Annotated in this window: 13 protein-coding genes, 1 rRNA gene and 1 other annotated feature; of the genes, 7 read left to right on the top strand and 7 right to left on the bottom strand. The window is 47.0% G+C overall.

The window, feature by feature from the left end:
* Nucleotides 1-48: 48 nt before the first annotated feature.
* From AC6I8U_RS13350 to rluD, 4 genes are all read right to left on the bottom strand, one after another.
* A 16S ribosomal RNA gene (locus tag AC6I8U_RS13350) occupies nt 49-1,599 on the bottom strand.
* Nucleotides 1,600-2,140: 541 nt separating this feature from the next.
* Nucleotides 2,141-4,714, bottom strand: coding sequence for an ATP-dependent chaperone ClpB (gene clpB, locus AC6I8U_RS13355; protein WP_498017141.1), 2,574 nt, complete (start codon nt 4,712-4,714; stop codon nt 2,141-2,143).
* A gap of 84 nt (nt 4,715-4,798) precedes the next feature.
* Nucleotides 4,799-5,527 (bottom strand): peptidoglycan editing factor PgeF, encoded by a 729-nt coding sequence (gene pgeF, locus AC6I8U_RS13360; RefSeq protein WP_252013583.1) that lies wholly within the window; start codon nt 5,525-5,527, stop codon nt 4,799-4,801.
* On the bottom strand, nt 5,527-6,501 hold the full coding sequence (gene rluD / locus AC6I8U_RS13365) for a 23S rRNA pseudouridine(1911/1915/1917) synthase RluD (protein WP_234494465.1): 975 nt from the start codon (nt 6,499-6,501) through the stop codon (nt 5,527-5,529). Before rluD ends, pgeF begins: the two co-directional genes overlap by 1 nt.
* Nucleotides 6,502-6,631: 130 nt before the next feature.
* Between rluD and bamD the strand changes: the two genes are divergently transcribed.
* The 4 genes from bamD (at nt 6,632) to pheA (ending at nt 11,017) form a co-directional block, all read left to right on the top strand.
* On the top strand, nt 6,632-7,357 hold the full coding sequence (gene bamD, locus AC6I8U_RS13370) for an outer membrane protein assembly factor BamD (RefSeq protein ID WP_498017142.1): 726 nt from the start codon (nt 6,632-6,634) through the stop codon (nt 7,355-7,357).
* A gap of 113 nt (nt 7,358-7,470) precedes the next feature.
* Nucleotides 7,471-8,934 (top strand): MltF family protein, encoded by a 1,464-nt coding sequence (locus AC6I8U_RS13375; protein ID WP_498017143.1) that lies wholly within the window; start codon nt 7,471-7,473, stop codon nt 8,932-8,934.
* A gap of 287 nt (nt 8,935-9,221) precedes the next feature.
* A complete protein-coding gene (gene hpf / locus AC6I8U_RS13380; RefSeq protein ID WP_042476100.1) occupies nt 9,222-9,554 on the top strand; it encodes a ribosome hibernation-promoting factor, HPF/YfiA family in 333 nt (110 codons plus the stop codon).
* Between the two features lie 139 nt (nt 9,555-9,693).
* Nucleotides 9,694-9,815: a sequence feature (Phe leader region), on the top strand.
* Between the two features lie 11 nt (nt 9,816-9,826).
* On the top strand, nt 9,827-11,017 hold the full coding sequence (gene pheA, locus AC6I8U_RS13385; RefSeq protein WP_252013548.1) for a prephenate dehydratase: 1,191 nt from the start codon (nt 9,827-9,829) through the stop codon (nt 11,015-11,017).
* A 57-nt stretch (nt 11,018-11,074) separates the two neighbouring features.
* On the opposite strand, the gene AC6I8U_RS13390 is transcribed toward pheA, so the two are convergent.
* Nucleotides 11,075-11,734, bottom strand: coding sequence for a YiaD family glycine zipper/OmpA-like lipoprotein (locus AC6I8U_RS13390; protein ID WP_042476135.1), 660 nt, complete (start codon nt 11,732-11,734; stop codon nt 11,075-11,077).
* Nucleotides 11,735-11,925: 191 nt separating this feature from the next.
* Here AC6I8U_RS13390 and yjjX point away from each other — a divergent pair, with 191 nt between their 5' ends.
* Nucleotides 11,926-12,441, top strand: coding sequence for an inosine/xanthosine triphosphatase (yjjX, locus tag AC6I8U_RS13395; protein ID WP_042476096.1), 516 nt, complete (start codon nt 11,926-11,928; stop codon nt 12,439-12,441).
* 45 nt (nt 12,442-12,486) lie between these two features.
* Here the strand turns inward: yjjX and trpR are convergent, their stop codons facing one another.
* Together trpR and sltY are read right to left on the bottom strand one after the other, a co-directional pair.
* Nucleotides 12,487-12,774 carry a trp operon repressor gene (gene trpR / locus AC6I8U_RS13400; RefSeq protein WP_042476094.1) on the bottom strand — a complete coding sequence of 96 codons (288 nt, stop codon included), beginning with the start codon at nt 12,772-12,774 and terminating at the stop codon, nt 12,487-12,489.
* A gap of 72 nt (nt 12,775-12,846) precedes the next feature.
* Nucleotides 12,847-14,805 carry a murein transglycosylase gene (sltY, locus tag AC6I8U_RS13405; RefSeq protein ID WP_498017144.1) on the bottom strand — a complete coding sequence of 653 codons (1,959 nt, stop codon included), beginning with the start codon at nt 14,803-14,805 and terminating at the stop codon, nt 12,847-12,849.
* A gap of 290 nt (nt 14,806-15,095) precedes the next feature.
* Here sltY and ettA point away from each other — a divergent pair, with 290 nt between their 5' ends.
* Entirely contained in the window at nt 15,096-16,763 is a 1,668-nt protein-coding gene (ettA, locus tag AC6I8U_RS13410) for an energy-dependent translational throttle protein EttA (protein ID WP_042503057.1), read from the top strand.
* A 148-nt stretch (nt 16,764-16,911) separates the two neighbouring features.
* Nucleotides 16,912-17,919 (top strand): M23 family metallopeptidase, encoded by a 1,008-nt coding sequence (locus AC6I8U_RS13415; RefSeq protein ID WP_498017145.1) that lies wholly within the window; start codon nt 16,912-16,914, stop codon nt 17,917-17,919.

A 17,919-nucleotide genomic window follows, 5' to 3' on the forward strand; every position in this document is an offset into this window, starting at 1 on the left:
ATAAACCTAATCAATCTGTGTGAACACTCATCGCAATAATCTTTCGTATAAGGAGGTGATCCAGCCCCAGGTTCCCCTAGGGCTACCTTGTTACGACTTCACCCCAGTCATGAACCACAAAGTGGTGAGCGTCCTCCCGAAGGTTAAACTACCCACTTCTTTTGCAGCCCACTCCCATGGTGTGACGGGCGGTGTGTACAAGGCCCGGGAACGTATTCACCGTGGCATTCTGATCCACGATTACTAGCGATTCCGACTTCATGGAGTCGAGTTGCAGACTCAATCCGGACTACGACGCACTTTTTGGGATTCGCTCACTTTCGCAAGTTGGCCGCCCTCTGTATGCGCCATTGTAGCACGTGTGTAGCCCTACTCGTAAGGGCCATGATGACTTGACGTCGTCCCCACCTTCCTCCGGTTTATCACCGGCAGTCTCCCTGGAGTTCCCACCCGAAGTGCTGGCAAACAAGGATAAGGGTTGCGCTCGTTGCGGGACTTAACCCAACATTTCACAACACGAGCTGACGACAGCCATGCAGCACCTGTCTCAGAGTTCCCGAAGGCACCAAAGCATCTCTGCTAAGTTCTCTGGATGTCAAGAGTAGGTAAGGTTCTTCGCGTTGCATCGAATTAAACCACATGCTCCACCGCTTGTGCGGGCCCCCGTCAATTCATTTGAGTTTTAATCTTGCGACCGTACTCCCCAGGCGGTCTACTTAACGCGTTAGCTCCGAAAGCCACGGCTCAAGGCCACAACCTCCAAGTAGACATCGTTTACGGCGTGGACTACCAGGGTATCTAATCCTGTTTGCTCCCCACGCTTTCGCATCTGAGTGTCAGTATCTGTCCAGGGGGCCGCCTTCGCCACCGGTATTCCTTCAGATCTCTACGCATTTCACCGCTACACCTGAAATTCTACCCCCCTCTACAGTACTCTAGTCAGCCAGTTTCAAATGCAGTTCCGAGGTTGAGCCCCGGGCTTTCACATCTGACTTAACTAACCACCTGCATGCGCTTTACGCCCAGTAATTCCGATTAACGCTCGCACCCTCCGTATTACCGCGGCTGCTGGCACGGAGTTAGCCGGTGCTTCTTCTGTCGCTAACGTCAAACGATGCAGCTATTAACTACACCGCCTTCCTCACGACTGAAAGTGCTTTACAACCCGAAGGCCTTCTTCACACACGCGGCATGGCTGCATCAGGCTTGCGCCCATTGTGCAATATTCCCCACTGCTGCCTCCCGTAGGAGTCTGGACCGTGTCTCAGTTCCAGTGTGGCTGATCATCCTCTCAGACCAGCTAGGGATCGTCGCCTTGGTGAGCCATTACCTCACCAACTAGCTAATCCCACCTGGGCATATCCTGACGCGAGAGGCCCGAAGGTCCCCCTCTTTGAGCCGAAGCTATTATGCGGTATTAGCCATCGTTTCCAATGGTTATCCCCCACATCAGGGCAATTTCCCAGGCATTACTCACCCGTCCGCCGCTCGACGCCGTTAACGTTCCCCGAAGGTTCAGTTAACTCGTTTCCGCTCGACTTGCATGTGTTAGGCCTGCCGCCAGCGTTCAATCTGAGCCATGATCAAACTCTTCAATTTAAGATTTTGTTCGGCTCAATGAATACTGAACATTACATAAAAGTAATGTTTGAATTGACTGTGCTCTTATTGGTTTTCACTTTTGAAAAAGTAAAACAAAACAGCTCAAGGCTGCTTCCCAACTCGAATGGTCACTTCGTTTCATTGAAACCTAATTTGATACCGAGGTATCTAATTTGATTATCATCAACGAGTGCCCACACAGATTGATAGGTTTAAATTGTTAAAGAACTTGTTTCGAAGCTTGCTTCAAAACGGACGGTCATTTTAGCGAGATAAGCTTTAGTGTCAACCACTTTTTTCAACTTAATTTGCTTTGCTTCCTTAGAAGCATTTGACCTTCTGACTCGTTAGAGATTTATCTCTCTGTTCCCGTGTCAGCGAGGTGGCATTATAGAGATCGCCATTCACTTGGCAAGCGCTAATTTGCATTAAATTCGCTTTTTCTTTCTGTTCGTACACAAAAGAATCAGAACGCCCAAAAAAGACACAAAAAAGGGGAGTAACCCTCCCCTTTACACGATTGTTCGCTAGTATTTAGCTACTGTCCTACCGCAATTTTATCGTTATTGACGATAAGTTTGACGGGTTTGCTTGGATCCACCTTGCCAGCGAGTATTTCTTTCGCAAGTGGATTCTCAATACTTTGTTGAATGGCGCGTTTTAAAGGTCTTGCACCATACACAGGGTCGTAACCCACTTTCGCAATGTAATCGAGCGCTGCATCTGCAACAACCAAAGAGTAACCACTGTCTTCCATTCGCTTGCCTAAACGCTCAAGTTGTATGTTCGCAATCGACTTGATGTGTTGCTGACCTAGCGGATGGAAAACTACGCTCTCATCGACACGGTTTAAGAACTCAGGCCTAAAGTGCGACGTCACAACATCCATTACTTCACGCTTGATCCCTTCATAATCGAGAACTTGGAAATTCTCTTGGATTCTAGATGAACCCAAGTTAGACGTCATGATGACAACGGTGTTTCTGAAATCGACCGTGCGCCCTTGACCATCAGTAAGACGACCATCATCCAATACTTGAAGGAGAATGTTGAACACATCCGGGTGTGCCTTTTCTACCTCATCCAGCAAAATTACCGAATATGGCTTACGTCTAACCGCTTCAGTTAGGTAGCCGCCTTCTTCATAGCCAACATAACCCGGAGGCGCACCGACTAAGCGAGCCACTGAATGTTTCTCCATAAACTCTGACATGTCGATGCGCACCATGGCATCTTCACTATCAAACATGAAATTCGCTAGCGTCTTACATAGCTCGGTTTTACCAACACCTGTTGGACCCAAGAATAAGAACGAACCAATAGGTTTGTTAGGATCAGCAAGACCTGCTCGGCTACGACGGATCGCATCCGATACCACTTCTACCGCTTCTGCTTGACCAATGACACGCTTATGCAGCACTTCTTCCATACGGAGTAGTTTGTCTTTCTCCGCTTCCAACATCTTAGAGACTGGAATACCCGTTTGCTTCGACAATACTTCCGCGATTTCCGCATCCGTAACCTTGTTACGAAGCAGACTCATCTCCTGCATTTCAGCTTGTGTGGCAAGATCGAGCTGCTTTTCTAATTCTGGAATACGACCATACTGGAGCTCAGACATTCGATTTAGATCGCCCGCTCGTCTAGCAACATCCATATCCAGTCGTGCTTGCTCAAGCTCCGCTTTTATATGTTGTGTGCCAGATAATGCCGCCTTTTCTGCGTTCCAGACTTCTTCGAGCTCTGCGTATTCGCGCTCTTTGGAATCTAACTCTTCATTGAGTACCGAAAGTCGCTTACTACTCGCATCGTCCGACTCATTTTTCAAAGCCTGCTGCTCTATTTTGAGCTGAATGATTTTACGTTCGAGCTTATCGAGCGATTCAGGTTTCGAATCGATCTGCAGACGAATACTTGATGCAGCTTCATCAATAAGGTCAATGGCCTTATCTGGCAACTGTCTATCTGTCACATAGCGATGAGAAAGACTTGCCGCCGCGACGATGGCCGGATCGGTAATCTCTACGTGGTGATGAAGCTCATAACGTTCTTTAAGTCCGCGCAGAATCGCCACGGTGTCTTCGACACTTGGTTCATCCACCAGCACCTTTTGAAAACGTCGCTCTAGCGCTGCGTCTTTCTCTATATATTGGCGGTATTCATCCAAAGTGGTGGCGCCAACACAATGAAGCTCACCGCGAGCAAGCGCCGGTTTGAGCATATTGCCCGCATCCATAGAGCCTTCGCCTTTACCCGCGCCAACCATGGTATGCAATTCATCGATAAACAGGATGATGTTGCCTTCTTCTTTGGCAAGCTCGCTAAGTACCGACTTCAATCGCTCTTCGAACTCACCTCGGTATTTAGCACCAGCGACTAAAGAACCCATATCAAGGGACAATACACGACGACCGCGCAAACCCTCTGGCACTTCGTTATTTATAATGCGCTGAGCCAAGCCTTCTACGATGGCGGTTTTACCCACACCAGGCTCGCCGATAATGACCGGGTTATTCTTGGTACGACGTTGCAGAACCTGAATCGTGCGACGAATCTCATCATCACGACCAATGACAGGGTCAAGCTTGCCTTGCTCTGCACGCTCCGTGAGGTCGATGGTAAACTTCTCTAGTGCTTGGCGCTTCTCTTCAGCATTCGGGTCATCAACTTTTTGACCACCACGAATCTGCTCGATCGCTTGGTTAATCTTAGCTTCCGTTAACCCTTGCTCTTTAAGCAACTGTCCCAAGGGGCCTTTGTCTTCAATCGCAGCAAGTAAGAAGATTTCAGATGAGATATACGCATCTTGGCGCTTCTGAGCGACCTTATCGCAAAGGTTAAATACTTGCCCCATTGAGCTGGAGAGCTGAACATCACCACCTACGCCGGTTACCTTTGGCAATTTATCCAATAATTCAGCGAGTTTTGAACGCAGATGGACAACGTCTACATTTAGCATGGTTAGCAATGGACGAATCGAGCTGCCTTCTTGATTGAGCAGCGCGACCATGAGGTGAACAGGTTCAATGTACTGATGATCTCGTCCTAAAGCTAAAGACTGAGCATCGGAAATAGCGACTTGGAATTTGCTAGTAAATCGATCTAAGCGCACAGCAACCCCCCTTAATTACATACGGCTTGATATGCAAATAAGATGGTTACTCAGGTGGAGGATTTCAAGAGACGGGAGCGAAAATCAGGCTTTGATCCAAATAAAGCTTGCCATACGACCAGTTTGCCCATCACGTCGATAAGAATAGAAGCGTGTCGAGTCTTGGAAGGTACACAGTCCACTTTGAGTAACGCTATCGACCCCTAGAGATTTAAGCTTTATCTCAGCGATTAGCGCCAAATCAGCTAACCATTTGCCAGATGTAGGGTGCGGTTTGAATGCGATTGCGTATTCAGGGTGATTGGTGCAAAACGCGTCTCGGACATCTTCTCCCACTTCAAAAGCATCAAACCCGATTGCAGGTCCAATCCATGCTTGCAGCTCAGACTCGAAGAGAGACACGGCATTTTCAACAATACCATCTGCCAGCCCACGCCACCCCGCATGAACGGCGGAAACCGCAGTACCATCTTTTGCAGCAAGTAAAATAGGCAAGCAATCTGCGGTCATCGCGCTGAGAACAACACCTGGGACAGTAGTGAAGCTCGCATCGGCATCGACAACCGTGTCAGTTGGCGCATCAATCTTAGCAACCACAGTAGAGTGGGTTTGATTAAGCCAAACTGGGGCAGATGGCATGTTCGCTAAGGAAGCCAGTTGAAGTCTGTTTGCTTCAACATCTGCTGGATTGTCTCCAACATGCATTCCTAGGTTCAACCCAGAAAACGGCGACTTAGATACGCCGCCTTCACGAGTTGACGTCACCGAACTCACATTCGATGCAGACTGCCAGTTTGGCTTAAGAGTCGACATTAATAGTCTTCTTCTTTATTTAGCTTGGTATCTTCACGAAGTGCTTCGGCCATCGCTACCATATCGTCAGGTACTGGCGCGTGGAACTCCATCTCTTCACCTGTCACTGGATGAGCAAATTTCAGCATCACAGCGTGCAGTGCTTGACGATCAAAGCTACGGATCATATCGGTCAGTTCTTCACTAGCGCCACGAGGAATGCGAGCTCGACCACCATAAGCCGTATCACCCAATAGTGGGTGTTGCAGGTAAGACATATGAACACGGATCTGGTGCGTACGACCTGTTTCTAGGCGCAGACGGATACGAGTGTGTTCACGGAAGTGTTCCGCAACACGGTAGTGAGTGATTGCAGGTTTACCTAGCTCATTCACCGCCATCAGCGTACGTTTGGTCGAGTGACGACCAATTGGCTTATCAACCATACCACCAGCCGTCATTTTACCGATAGCAATCGCTTCATACTCACGAGTAATGTTGCGTTTTTGCAGAGCACGAACCAAACGCGTTTGCGATGGAACGGTCTTCGCCACCACCATCAAACCTGTGGTGTCTTTATCGAGACGGTGAACGATACCTGCACGTGGTACTTCCGCGATAGCTGGGTAGTGATGCAAAAGCGCATTCAGAACCGTGCCATCTGGTGTCCCTGCTCCAGGATGGACAACGAAATCTCTTGGCTTATTGATAACAATAATGTCATCATCCTCGTATACGATGTTTAGAGGAATATCTTGCGCTTCGAAGCGTTCTTCATCTTCTAGTTCAGCTTGAACGGTAATCAACTCACCGCCCATCACTTTAGTGCGAGGCTTGGTCACCACGACACCGTTAACCGCGATTTTCCCGTCTAGCAGCCATTCTTTTAGGCGCGAACGAGAAAAATCTGCGAAGAGTTCAGCTACAGCTTGGTCTAAACGTTGACCTAACTGGCTGTCTTTTACTGTATTTGTTAATTCAATCTGCTGAGCCATATCGAACTTTTTAAAAAACCTTGGGACTAATACCACGAGTGTGGATAATATAGCCCATCATTGTATCTGTTACTGGCAAGAAAAGTAATGGAAGCGGAAAAATATTTACGTCAAGGAAAATCGTTCTCGTATGAAACTAATTAAACTAACAGGCTTGCTTTCTGTAGCTTTGTTGTTTGGTTGTGCTGACAAAGAAGTCACCGTCCCAGATGTCCCGCCGTCTCAGTTGTATTCTGAAGCTCAAGAGTCACTGCAAGGTGGTAACTGGACATCCGCTATCGAGCGTCTTGAAGCGCTGGATTCTCGCTACCCATTTGGTGCTTATACCGAACAGGTTCAGTTAGACCTTATCTATGCATACTATAAGAATGATGACTTGGCGCTTGCGTTAGCCACTATCGAGCGTTTCTCTCGCCTAAACCCAACTCATGAGCGTTCTGACTGGGTTCTGTATATGCGTGGTCTAAGTCATATGGCGCAAGATCGTAACTTTATGCATGACATCTTCCGTATTGATCGTTCAGACCGAGACCCTGAACCAGTTAAAGCGGCATTTGCAGACTTCGATCGCCTACTCAAGCGTTATCCAAACAGTGCTTATGCCGAAGATGCACAAAAGCGAATGGTGGCTTTAAAGAACCGCCTAGCAAACTATGACCTAGCGACGGCCGATTTCTACTTGCGTCGTGAAGCTTGGATTGCCGCGATCAATCGTACTCAAGAGCTGCAGAAAACGTATCCAGATACAGAAGCGGCTCGCAAGTCTCTGAGCATTCAGAAGAAAGCTTACGAGCAACTTGGCATGCAAGAGCAGGTCGAACGTACAGAAAAACTTATTGAGCTGAACCCTCTATAAGTTTCAAAGAGACTCAACTAAAGCGCTGTCGTATCAGCGCTTTTTTTGTGCCCAAATTGGCGAAAAGGCGTTTTCATTTATATATTTACCTTTAACACAATAATAAAAAGGTGATGGAAGTGAAGGCGCTGTTACTGAGTTTAGCCATCGTATTGTTCTCACTCCCACTGCGAGCATTAGAACTTACGCCATTAAGCAACACCCCCTACACAGGGGATCTAGATACCCTTGCGGAAAAACGAGTAATACGAGTGCTCGTGTCCGCCGATCTTGGGTTTTATTACATTGAAAAAGGCCTACCGAGAGGTATCGGCGCAGAGCAGCTATACCACTTTGAAAAGCACTTCAAAAAGAAGTACCCCAAAGTGAAGCTACAAGTCATTCCAGTCCCTCGTGATGACCTGATTCCAGCCCTAGTAAACGGATATGGTGACCTGATTGTCGCAAATCTCACAGTGACACCTGGGCGTGAGCAAGTGATCCAGTTCAGTACCCCTATCCTTGATAACATCAATGAGCTCATTATTACCAGTGACGACTACCCAGCGCTGAGCAGCCTTGAAGATCTGAGCGGTAAAGAAGTTTGGGTGAGAGCGAGTTCAAGCTACTTTGAGAGCTTACAAAAGCTCAACCGGGAACTGACCGATGAAGGGCAGGCACCTGTATTGGTGCAATATCTCGAAGAGACGCTTCAAGATTACGAACTCATTGAAATGGTGAAACAAGGCTATGTAAAGGCGACTGTGCTCGATAGCCATAAGGCCTTCTTCTGGAACAAAACCTTTGATGATCTAAATATACACAGTGAACTACCACTTCGTGAGGGCGGTCAGATTGCTTGGGCAATGCGCAAAGACTCTCCCAAACTAACCGCACAAGTGGACGCCTATATCAAAACGGCTAAAGGCGGCACCTTACTCGGTAACGTTATCTACAATAAGTATCTTGAGAACACATCATGGTTTGCTAAGGCTCTAGATCCTAATAACATCCAGCAGCTTGAAAAGCTCATTACCCTCTTCAAAAAATACGCAGATCAGTATGACTTCGACTTCTTAATGATCGCCGCTCAAGCATTCCAAGAATCTAAGCTCAATCAGAATAAAGTCTCCCCAAAAGGCGCAGTTGGCATTATGCAGGTACTACCAAGTACCGCGAGAGACCAGAACGTCAACATAAAGAACATCAACAACATAGAGAATAACGTCCACGCAGGGGTCAAATACATGCGCTTTATTCGCGATCGATATTTCAGCGATGATGCGATCAGTGACGACGACAAAGTGTATTTAACGCTCGCCGCCTACAATGCGGGGCCGGGGAATATCTCGAGAATGCGTCGCCTCGCAGAGAAACACGGCTACGATCCCAACAAATGGTTTGGCAATGTAGAGCTAATGGCACGACGTAATATCAGTTCAGAGCCCGTTACCTATGTCGCGAACATCAACCGATACTTTGTCATCTACAAGCAACTAGAGTCATTACAGGAGATCAGAGACGAACAACAAGCTCTTAATCAGGACATTGAGTTTTATAGAATATTGGGAGAAAAGGAGGAGACATCGACTGAGTGATGAAGATCACACTTTAGTTCTGAACACTAATTAGCCAGCCGCTTTCTTAGGGTCGTACTAAGTCGCCAAAAATGGGAAATTTTCAGAACGCTACTCTATCCAAATTAATGACTTTTCACGGAAAGAAAAGGCTTTTTTACACTCGACAGCACAAAGTTTTGCGATAGATCACATTTAGATTTGGAAGCGAAAAACCCTCGCATAAGGGTGATCTGGATCACATTCTTTTCAGTCTGGATAAGTAATCTGGAGTTAACCCATGAGGGATGCAACAGAGGAAAAAACATATGAGAGTAAACATCACTGGTAAAAACATTGAGATCACCTCTGCAATCCGTGAGCATATTGAGAGCAAATTTAAGAAGTTAGAAAAATGGCAAGTGGACATTATTAGTTGCCAAACTGCTTTCAACGAAGAGCCAAACAAACAAATGAAATTCGAAGCGTCCATTACGGTACCCAAAGGCAAACTTGTCGCTTCCGCTACTCATGAAGATTTATACGCTGCCGTTAACGAGGTAGAACAGAAACTGGAACGTCAGCTAAACAAACTAAGACACAAACCTGAAGCTCGTCGCACAGAGAAGCCTGAGCTCGCAGAAGCAGAAGAAATCGAATAATACGGTCGTCTTACCGCATAGCGATTCAATTTAGTCACAAAAAAATAGCGCCTTAGGGCGCTATTTTTTTGCTTGACGCTCTAAGCTCCCTTGCTTATTGTGGGGCTTAGCCAACAAAAATGATTAAGCAACGATTTATGCGCCCAAGTATTCTGTTCTTTTTTGACTTCTTTTTTCTCCACTAGGCTTGGAGGCTTCTTCGTTTTCGAAAGAAAAGTCAAAAACGAACGGAAAGCCTCCCAAACGGGAGGCTTTTTTATAAGGACTATTTGATGACCGACACCAACTATTCACTAGATGACATTCGCCTGAGACTGAATGAACTTGATGACCAGCTACTGCAACTTCTATCTGAGCGCCGTAAGCTCAGCATTGAAGTAGCAAAAAGCAAAGTAGAGACATCTAAACCCGTTCGTGATGCTGCTCGTGAACAGCAACTGCTTGTTAAGTTAATCAATAACGGTAAAGACAAGTACGAACTCGATGCCCCGTACATCACTAAGATCTTTCATACCATCATTGAAGACTCAGTGTTGCTGCAGCAGGTTTACTTGCAGAATCTAGCGAATCCAGATCAAAGCCGAAAGCCCGTCGCTCGAGTAGCGTTTCTTGGCGCAAAGGGCTCTTATTCCCACCTTGCAAGCCGAGACTACTTCTCTCGCAAGAACACAGAACTGGTAGAACTTAACTGCGACCAATTCAAAGAAGTCATCAAAACGGTTGAATCTGGCCATGCAGATTATGGTGTGCTGCCAATCGAGAACACTAGTTCAGGTTCTATCAATGAAGTATTTGATCTGCTTCAGCACACGACTTTGCATATCGTCGGCGAGATCACTCAGCCTATCGAACACTGCTTGGTGGCGACGAAAGAGATTCGTCTTGAGAACATCAAGACACTATACTCACACCCTCAGCCGCACCAGCAATGCAGTGAGTTCTTGAGCCGTCTGAAAGGCGTGACTCTTGAGTCCTGTGCAAGCACGGCTGATGCGATGCAAAAAGTACAAGAGCTAAATCGAGACGACGTTGCGGCTATCGGTCACGCAGCAAGCGGTAAGCTCTATGGTTTACAGTCGATTCAAGGCAACATTGCCAATCAAACAGAGAACCACACTCGCTTTATTATTGTGGCGAGAAAGCCAGTGGAAGTGTCGGCTCAGATCCCAGCGAAGACAACTTTCATCATGGCAACCTCACAAGAGGCTGGCTCACTGGTTGAAACCTTGCTGGTCCTTCAACGCTATGGCATCAATATGACCAAGCTTGAATCTCGTCCAATCATGGGCAACCCTTGGGAAGAGATGTTTTATGTCGATGTCGAAGGACATAAAGATTCTGAGGCGATGAAGAACGCAGTCGATGAGTTAGTGAAGATAACGAAGCACTTAAAAGTATTGGGCTGCTACCCTATCGATAACGTCAAACCTGTTATTCCAGATCTTGCTGACAACAAAGAATAAAACCAAAAATCCCTAGGCATGACCTAGGGATTTTTTTATCTATGTTCGATACACCGCTTACGTCAGCGGTAGAATCTTAATCTCTACACGTCGGTTGCATTGACGCCCTTCTGTCGTTGAGTTGCTACAGATAGGGAAACGCTCACCCATTCCTCGAGCGACAGCACGACCTGGGGCAACATTTTGGCTTACCAAGAATGCGCGTACCTGCTCAGCACGCTTTTCAGATAACTGCTGATTGTAATCGGCGCTACCCGTACTGTCGGTATAACCATCGATGACAAGGCTTGTATCTGGGTATTCAACTAAGATGCGCGCTACACCTTTAAGCGTGTTGTGAATGTTACTATCTAAAGCGTGCGAGTTACTCGCAAAACCAATGCCATTTTCTAGACGAAGAACCAATTGATTGTCGCCTGTGCGCTCCACTTGCACCCCAGAGTTTAGTAGCTCTTGGCGTAGCGCTTTTTCTTGCTGATCAAAGTAGTAACCAGCACCGCCACCGATTGCCGCACCACTCGCTGCACCCAGAAGAATACCCTTGCTATCGCCACCAGAGGCAATACCCACAGCGGTTCCCGCAATCGCACCGATCACGGCACCTTTGGTCGCTGAGTTAGTCTCATATTCACCCGTTGTGGCATTTTGACGCTGCGTCGCTTGGCATCCTGCCAGCGTCATAATTCCTAAAGCCACCACTACTTGTTTTAATTTCATATCCATTGTCTCTTGTTGAAGTTTCTGACTACAAATAACAGAACATCATACTATAAAAATTATATTGATTCCTAGTTGGACCCTGAATCGGTCACAACCAAGGTTAGGGATATTGAAGATTTAAATGACATGAATAGGGAAGATTTACGTTAGAATTAGGTTCTTACGTTTTATACATGGATAAGTCAGTCATGAAAAAGGTCGTTATTGCCTCATTAAACCCAGCCAAAATCAATGCTGTTAAAAGCGCGTTTGAATCGGCTTTCCCAAACCAAACATTTGAATTTGAGGGTGTTAGCGTACCAAGCGGTGTGGCGGATCAGCCTATGGATAACGAGGAAACCCATCGCGGTGCTGTAAACCGAGTTAATAATGCCAAACAGGCTAAACAAGGCGGTGACTTTTATGTGGGTATTGAGGCTGGATTGGATGGCGGCTGTACCTTTGCGTGGATGGTGATTGAATCACAAGGACTAGTTGGTGAGTCCAGAAGCGCGAGCTTGATGCTGCCACCGGCTGTAGTTGAGCAGCTATCGCCAACGGTAGAACTTGGCGATGTCATGGATAAAACGTTTGGCACCGACAACATCAAACAAAAAGGCGGCGCCATTGCGCTGTTGACTCAGCACCAGCTCACTCGCAGTTCGGTTTACCATCAAGCCTTGATTTTGGCGCTGATCCCTTTCGTGAATCCAGACCATTTCTAGCCGCACGTTACGCTAGTGCCAATGAGCGAGACCCGATAGGTCTCGCTATTTTAACAGCAAGTCACTCAATGCGTTCTTCTCTGCATCTTCAAGGCGCTTCACCTCTGCACTACCTCGAGTAATGGTCGCAACACCCACCCCTAACATCTGGCTAATTTGACGCTGAGATAAGTCCCCTTTTAGTAGCTCACATAAGATGTTAACGCGAGCAGTGACCGCTTCACGCTCATCTGGCGTTAACAGCATCGTCATGAGCTGCGCTTGTTGCTCTGTGCTTTGCGAACGTTGAATCAGGTCGAGAACTTGTTGCCAATCTTGATATTGAGGTTCCATGAATCATTCCATTAGAGACTTCCAATACTCCATTCTAACCCCAAGCTCACGCCAATTCCTAGTGTACGGTAACTAGTACCGCTTATTCGCCTCTGCGTCGGTAAGGAAACTTCCTTGAACACCCATCAAATCACGATAATAGACTTGGAACATCAGAATGTTCTGGACGTATCCTCGGGTCTCTCGAAACGGTATCGCCTCAATAAACGCGATGGCATCTAGGTTGCCATCAGAAGCTGCTCGCCAGCGCTTCACGCGGTTCGGTCCGGCATTATAAGCAGCGAGCGCAAAGATACGGTTATTGTCATAGTTACCCAAAAGCTCGTTGAGGTAATGTGAACCTATCTCAATATTTTTATTCACTTGATACAGTTCACTGGTTCGCTTATAGGCAATTTTGTGCTTTTTCGCGGTGTATTTAGCAGTAGCGGGCATGATTTGCATGACTCCACGAGCACCAACAGGAGAGCGGGCTTCCACATCCATCGCACTTTCTTGTCTCGCCAAAGACATCAGAAGATCGGTATCTAAGTCCAACTTCTCCCCATAGAAGTTAAACCACCATTGGTGAGCAGTCGGGAAACGAAGACTCATGTTATCCCACATCTTGGCTGATATGGTCGCCACCACGGTAAGGTGATGCCAACGCTTCTGTCCAGCATAGGCCGCGAGCATCTCTTTCTCTGACTTAGAAACATTAGAAAGTAGATAGCGCCACTCAGATTTCGCTGCTGCAATCTTATCGCGCTTAATAAGCTCTTCGATGCGAATCAAGCTACTCTGATAAGGTGCAACCACTTTGCTATCAAATGTGGTCGTCGAAATCGGATAAACAATCGAATGTTTTAAATGCGTGGCTGCGGCTGCACTGTAAAAGTTGCGCTGGCCAACGATAGACTCTAGTCTCTTCTCGCCTTGTGCTTTATCGCCATTGCTTATCTCTGCTCGGGCTAGCCAATACTGCCAACGGCTGGTTTGTTTTGTTTTGTCGCTCAGTTTATCTATCCACTGAGTCAACCCTTTCCAATCCGCTTGTTGCACAGCTAGTCGAGCGCGACGCTCTAGGTAACCATCATTGCTCGATGTCGCTAAAACCCCATCTCGCCATTTTGCTTCGCTGTCTGTGTCTGTGGTTATAAAGCGCATCGCCACGTAATCATTCATCGACTGTTTCAGCTCTGGCGTCAATTTGCTGTTTTTATTGAGCTTCGAGAGTGCGCTGCGCGCTTGCTCTTTATCGCTACGCGCGAGTTTTTGCAGTGCCGACTCCGTCAGTAAACTGCGATTTGGTTCAGGGAAGTTACCTGCGGCAAACGTAGCTACGTTTTTTGGTGACTTGAACAGGGCTTGGACCTGCTTACCTTGCTGCTTTCCTTTTGAGGTTTTCAGCTGCTTATTGAGATAGTTAATTAAGGAGCCATTGCGGCTTTTAAACGCCAGCGTCATTCGCTCGAGAATCAAATCGTCTGTGCGCAGCCCTGCCTTATTCCATGAATCGAACAAGGGATCGCAAGCGCTATCGACGCTATCGCCACTTTTCCATAAGTTTGCCGCACCTTCATACGCGGCTTTGCTGTCGCCTGTTTTTAGCTGCGCATAATGGTAATGACACTGATAGCGCTCCCCATTGGGATAACTGGTTTGAAATGCCAGTAGATCATCCCAACGTTTCTGCCTCGCCAACTGGTCGATAAACGGCGCACGGATACGCGAAGAGAAAGGGAACGCCTGATGCGTTTCTATAAACTGATTCACCTCGGAGACCGATTTGTCTTTCAACTGCAGAGAAAAAACTCGGTAATCGACATAAGGCGTTAATGGGTAGTCCGCAATTTGAGCGCGGATCTTGTTGTAGCCACTGATGTCTTTTTTATCGATGAGATCTTGAGCTTTGTCATACGTATCTCGCTGACGTTCAAGTTTTGTTTCAGAGGCTTGGGCGGTGCCCATAAAAACTGGTAAAGCCAGTGATACGATAGCTCCGTATGCTGTTGCTAGTAACGGCTTTGAGTATCGTCGTTTGAAATCCATGTAACCATTCCTTCGATGCTGTGAATGTTGACCATTAGAGATATTGTTATTGTTTTCCTGACGACCGTGTCAGCTGTCATTTAATGCATGGTCAAACTTCAATTTAAGACCAATTGAGTCAACTTTCCAATGGCTTTGTTATTAAGAATTTGTTTCTGGCTATTTGATACGCACTATCCCTTCGAAGCGTTTCAATCGATGCATGCTTTCTTAGAAGTAAAATTGAAAGGATTCCGCTCGGTGGTGTAAAATAGGAACTTTATTGACTTCAAAATTAGGAACGATCGGCAATGGCTGAATACGTCTATACTATGTCGCGTGTGAGCAAAGTGGTGCCACCAAAGCGACAAATCCTTAAGGACATTTCTCTAAGCTTCTTCCCTGGCGCGAAAATCGGTGTACTTGGTCTTAACGGCGCAGGTAAATCAACGCTTCTACGCATCATGGCAGGTATTGATACTGACATCGATGGTGAAGCACGCCCACAACCAGGTCTAAACGTAGGTTACCTACCTCAGGAGCCAGTACTAGACGAATCAAAAACGGTTCGCGAAATCGTTGAAGAAGCCGTTGCTGACGTTGCAGGTGCGATGAAGCGTCTTGACGAAGTTTACGCAGCTTACGCAGAACCAGATGCGGACTTTGATGCGCTAGCAAAAGAGCAAGGTGAACTAGAAGCGCTGATTCAAGCGAAAGAAGGTCACAACCTAGAAAACGCTCTAGAGCGTGCTGCAGATGCACTTCGTCTTCCTGAGTGGGATGCGAAGATCCAACACCTTTCTGGTGGTGAACGTCGCCGTGTTGCTATCTGTCGCCTACTGCTTGAGAAGCCAGACATGCTGCTTCTTGACGAACCAACCAACCACTTGGATGCTGAATCTGTAGCTTGGCTAGAGCGCTTCCTTGTTGATTACACTGGCACCGTTGTGGCGATTACCCACGACCGTTACTTCCTAGATAACGCAGCCGGTTGGATCCTAGAACTTGACCGTGGTGAAGGTATTCCATGGGAAGGTAACTACACCTCTTGGCTTGAGCAAAAAGATGCGCGTCTGCAACAAGAAGCGTCTCAAGAGAAAGCTCGTCAAAAGACCATCGAGAAAGAACTTGAGTGGGTTCGTCAAAACCCTAAAGGTCGCCAAGCGAAGTCTAAAGCACGTATGGCACGCTTTGAAGAGCTGCAAAGCGGCGATCACCAGAAGCGTAACGAGACCAACGAGCTGTTCATCCCGCCAGGTGAGCGTCTAGGTGACAAAGTTCTTGAAGTGAACAACCTAACTAAGTCTTTTGACGGCCGCGTGCTTATCGACGACCTATCGTTCAGCATTCCTAAGGGTGCTATCGTGGGTATTATCGGTGCCAACGGTGCAGGTAAATCAACGCTATTCAAGATGCTAAGCGGCACTGAACAGCCTGACTCAGGTACGATCGATCTAGGTGAAACCGTTAAGCTGGCGTCTGTTGAGCAGTTCCGTGACTCAATGAACGACACCAACACAGTATTCCAAGAGATCTCTGAAGGCGCTGACATCATCAAGATCAACAACTTTGAGATCCCAGCTCGTGCTTACTGCTCGCGCTTTAACTTCAAAGGCAGCGACCAACAGAAGATCATCGGTGAGCTATCTGGTGGTGAGCGTAACCGTGTACACCTTGCTAAGCTTCTTAAAGCTGGCGGTAACATGCTACTACTCGATGAGCCAACCAACGACCTTGACGTTGAAACACTGCGTGCACTAGAAGAAGCACTTCTAGAGTTCCCTGGCTGTGCCATGGTTATCTCGCACGACCGTTGGTTCCTTGACCGTATCGCGACTCACATCATCGACTACCGTGATGAAGGTCAGGTTAACTTCTACGAAGGTAACTACACCGAGTACATGGAATGGTTGAAGAAAACGCTTGGTCCTGAAGCCGCTGAACCACACCGTATCAAATACAAGCGTATCTCAAAATAAGCAACTGATTTACAGATAAACTTGTTTTTTTTCCATAGGGCGCTAATAATAGCGCCCTATTTTTTTGTGATTTTGTGCCACAAATTAGCGAAATTAACTGAAAATTCACGTTATTTTATAGACAGACTGTCACCTACGAACCGTTACTATGCCCAATAAGATTCGCGTTGTTATACCAACACAACAAGGAAAGAAGAAAACGCTGCGCCTTGGAAAAAAGCGCACCTACACAGCTATCTTACTAGCTGCGGCTTTCCCTGTTGGCTTAGGGTTAGTTGGGTATTCGTATCAGCAGTCACAGCTAGAACTGACCTCAACAGAGGGATCGTTAGCAAGTCTGCACCAAGAAAAAGCTATGCTCGAGGCAAAGTTAGAAGAGCAAGTGAATGAAATGCACGACCTCTCTCAAGAGCTTGAGGAAAAACGTGATTCATTACAGCTTCTCGGTAAGCGTGTGAACGATGTTGAAGCGGTACTTGGTCTTGTCGATGAAGAGCAGTATGACAATGAGATGCCATTAGAAGAGCGCATCGACGCTGCAGCTATTGACTCAGCTGTGCGCGCCACCATGCTAAGACTCATCCCCAACGATAGTCCAATGACTTACCAGCGCATCTCTTCCTCTTATGGCAGACGCACGCACCCTATTACTGGTAAGCGTCACGTGCATAGTGGTATCGACCTAACCTGTAAAACTGGCGAGCAAATCTTAGCGCCTGCCGACGGTGTGGTTGAAACCGTGAGACCAAGTCGCCAAGGCTATGGTAACTACCTCACCGTCCGTCATGCTTTTGGTTTCATGAGCTCTTACGCTCACCTGCACAAATTCAAAGCTAAGAGCGGTCAGTTTGTTAGCAAAGGCGATGTGCTTGCTACCTGTGGCAACAGCGGCACTTCAACAGGCCCGCACCTTCACTACGAGATCCGCTTCTTGGGCCGCACGCTAAACCCTCAGTACTTTATCGATTGGAGTCCAGAAAACTTCGATTATGTCTTTGAAAAAGAGAAGAAAGTGCAATGGGCACCGTTGATTGAGTTGGTAAGCAGCGTAGTTAAGCTGCAGATCAACCTGACGAATGCGCCTTATGTTGATTCGTCGATTAAGACGGCGGGCAATGAAGAAGTCGACACTATTAATACCGAACAAACCAACTAA

The organism is Vibrio sp. KUL80, from assembly GCF_059725495.1.

Coding starts and splice junctions, on each gene's coding strand:
- pheA (WP_252013548.1), top strand. CDS start 9,827: ATGACCGACACCAACTATTCACTAGATGACATTCGCCTGAGACTGAAT.
- AC6I8U_RS13375 (WP_498017143.1), top strand. CDS start 7,471: ATGGAAGTGAAGGCGCTGTTACTGAGTTTAGCCATCGTATTGTTCTCA.
- pgeF (WP_252013583.1), bottom strand. CDS start 5,527: ATGTCGACTCTTAAGCCAAACTGGCAGTCTGCATCGAATGTGAGTTCG.
- yjjX (WP_042476096.1), top strand. CDS start 11,926: ATGAAAAAGGTCGTTATTGCCTCATTAAACCCAGCCAAAATCAATGCT.
- bamD (WP_498017142.1), top strand. CDS start 6,632: ATGAAACTAATTAAACTAACAGGCTTGCTTTCTGTAGCTTTGTTGTTT.
- trpR (WP_042476094.1), bottom strand. CDS start 12,774: ATGGAACCTCAATATCAAGATTGGCAACAAGTTCTCGACCTGATTCAA.
- sltY (WP_498017144.1), bottom strand. CDS start 14,805: ATGGATTTCAAACGACGATACTCAAAGCCGTTACTAGCAACAGCATAC.
- rluD (WP_234494465.1), bottom strand. CDS start 6,501: ATGGCTCAGCAGATTGAATTAACAAATACAGTAAAAGACAGCCAGTTA.
- AC6I8U_RS13390 (WP_042476135.1), bottom strand. CDS start 11,734: ATGAAATTAAAACAAGTAGTGGTGGCTTTAGGAATTATGACGCTGGCA.
- AC6I8U_RS13415 (WP_498017145.1), top strand. CDS start 16,912: ATGCCCAATAAGATTCGCGTTGTTATACCAACACAACAAGGAAAGAAG.
- hpf (WP_042476100.1), top strand. CDS start 9,222: ATGAGAGTAAACATCACTGGTAAAAACATTGAGATCACCTCTGCAATC.
- ettA (WP_042503057.1), top strand. CDS start 15,096: ATGGCTGAATACGTCTATACTATGTCGCGTGTGAGCAAAGTGGTGCCA.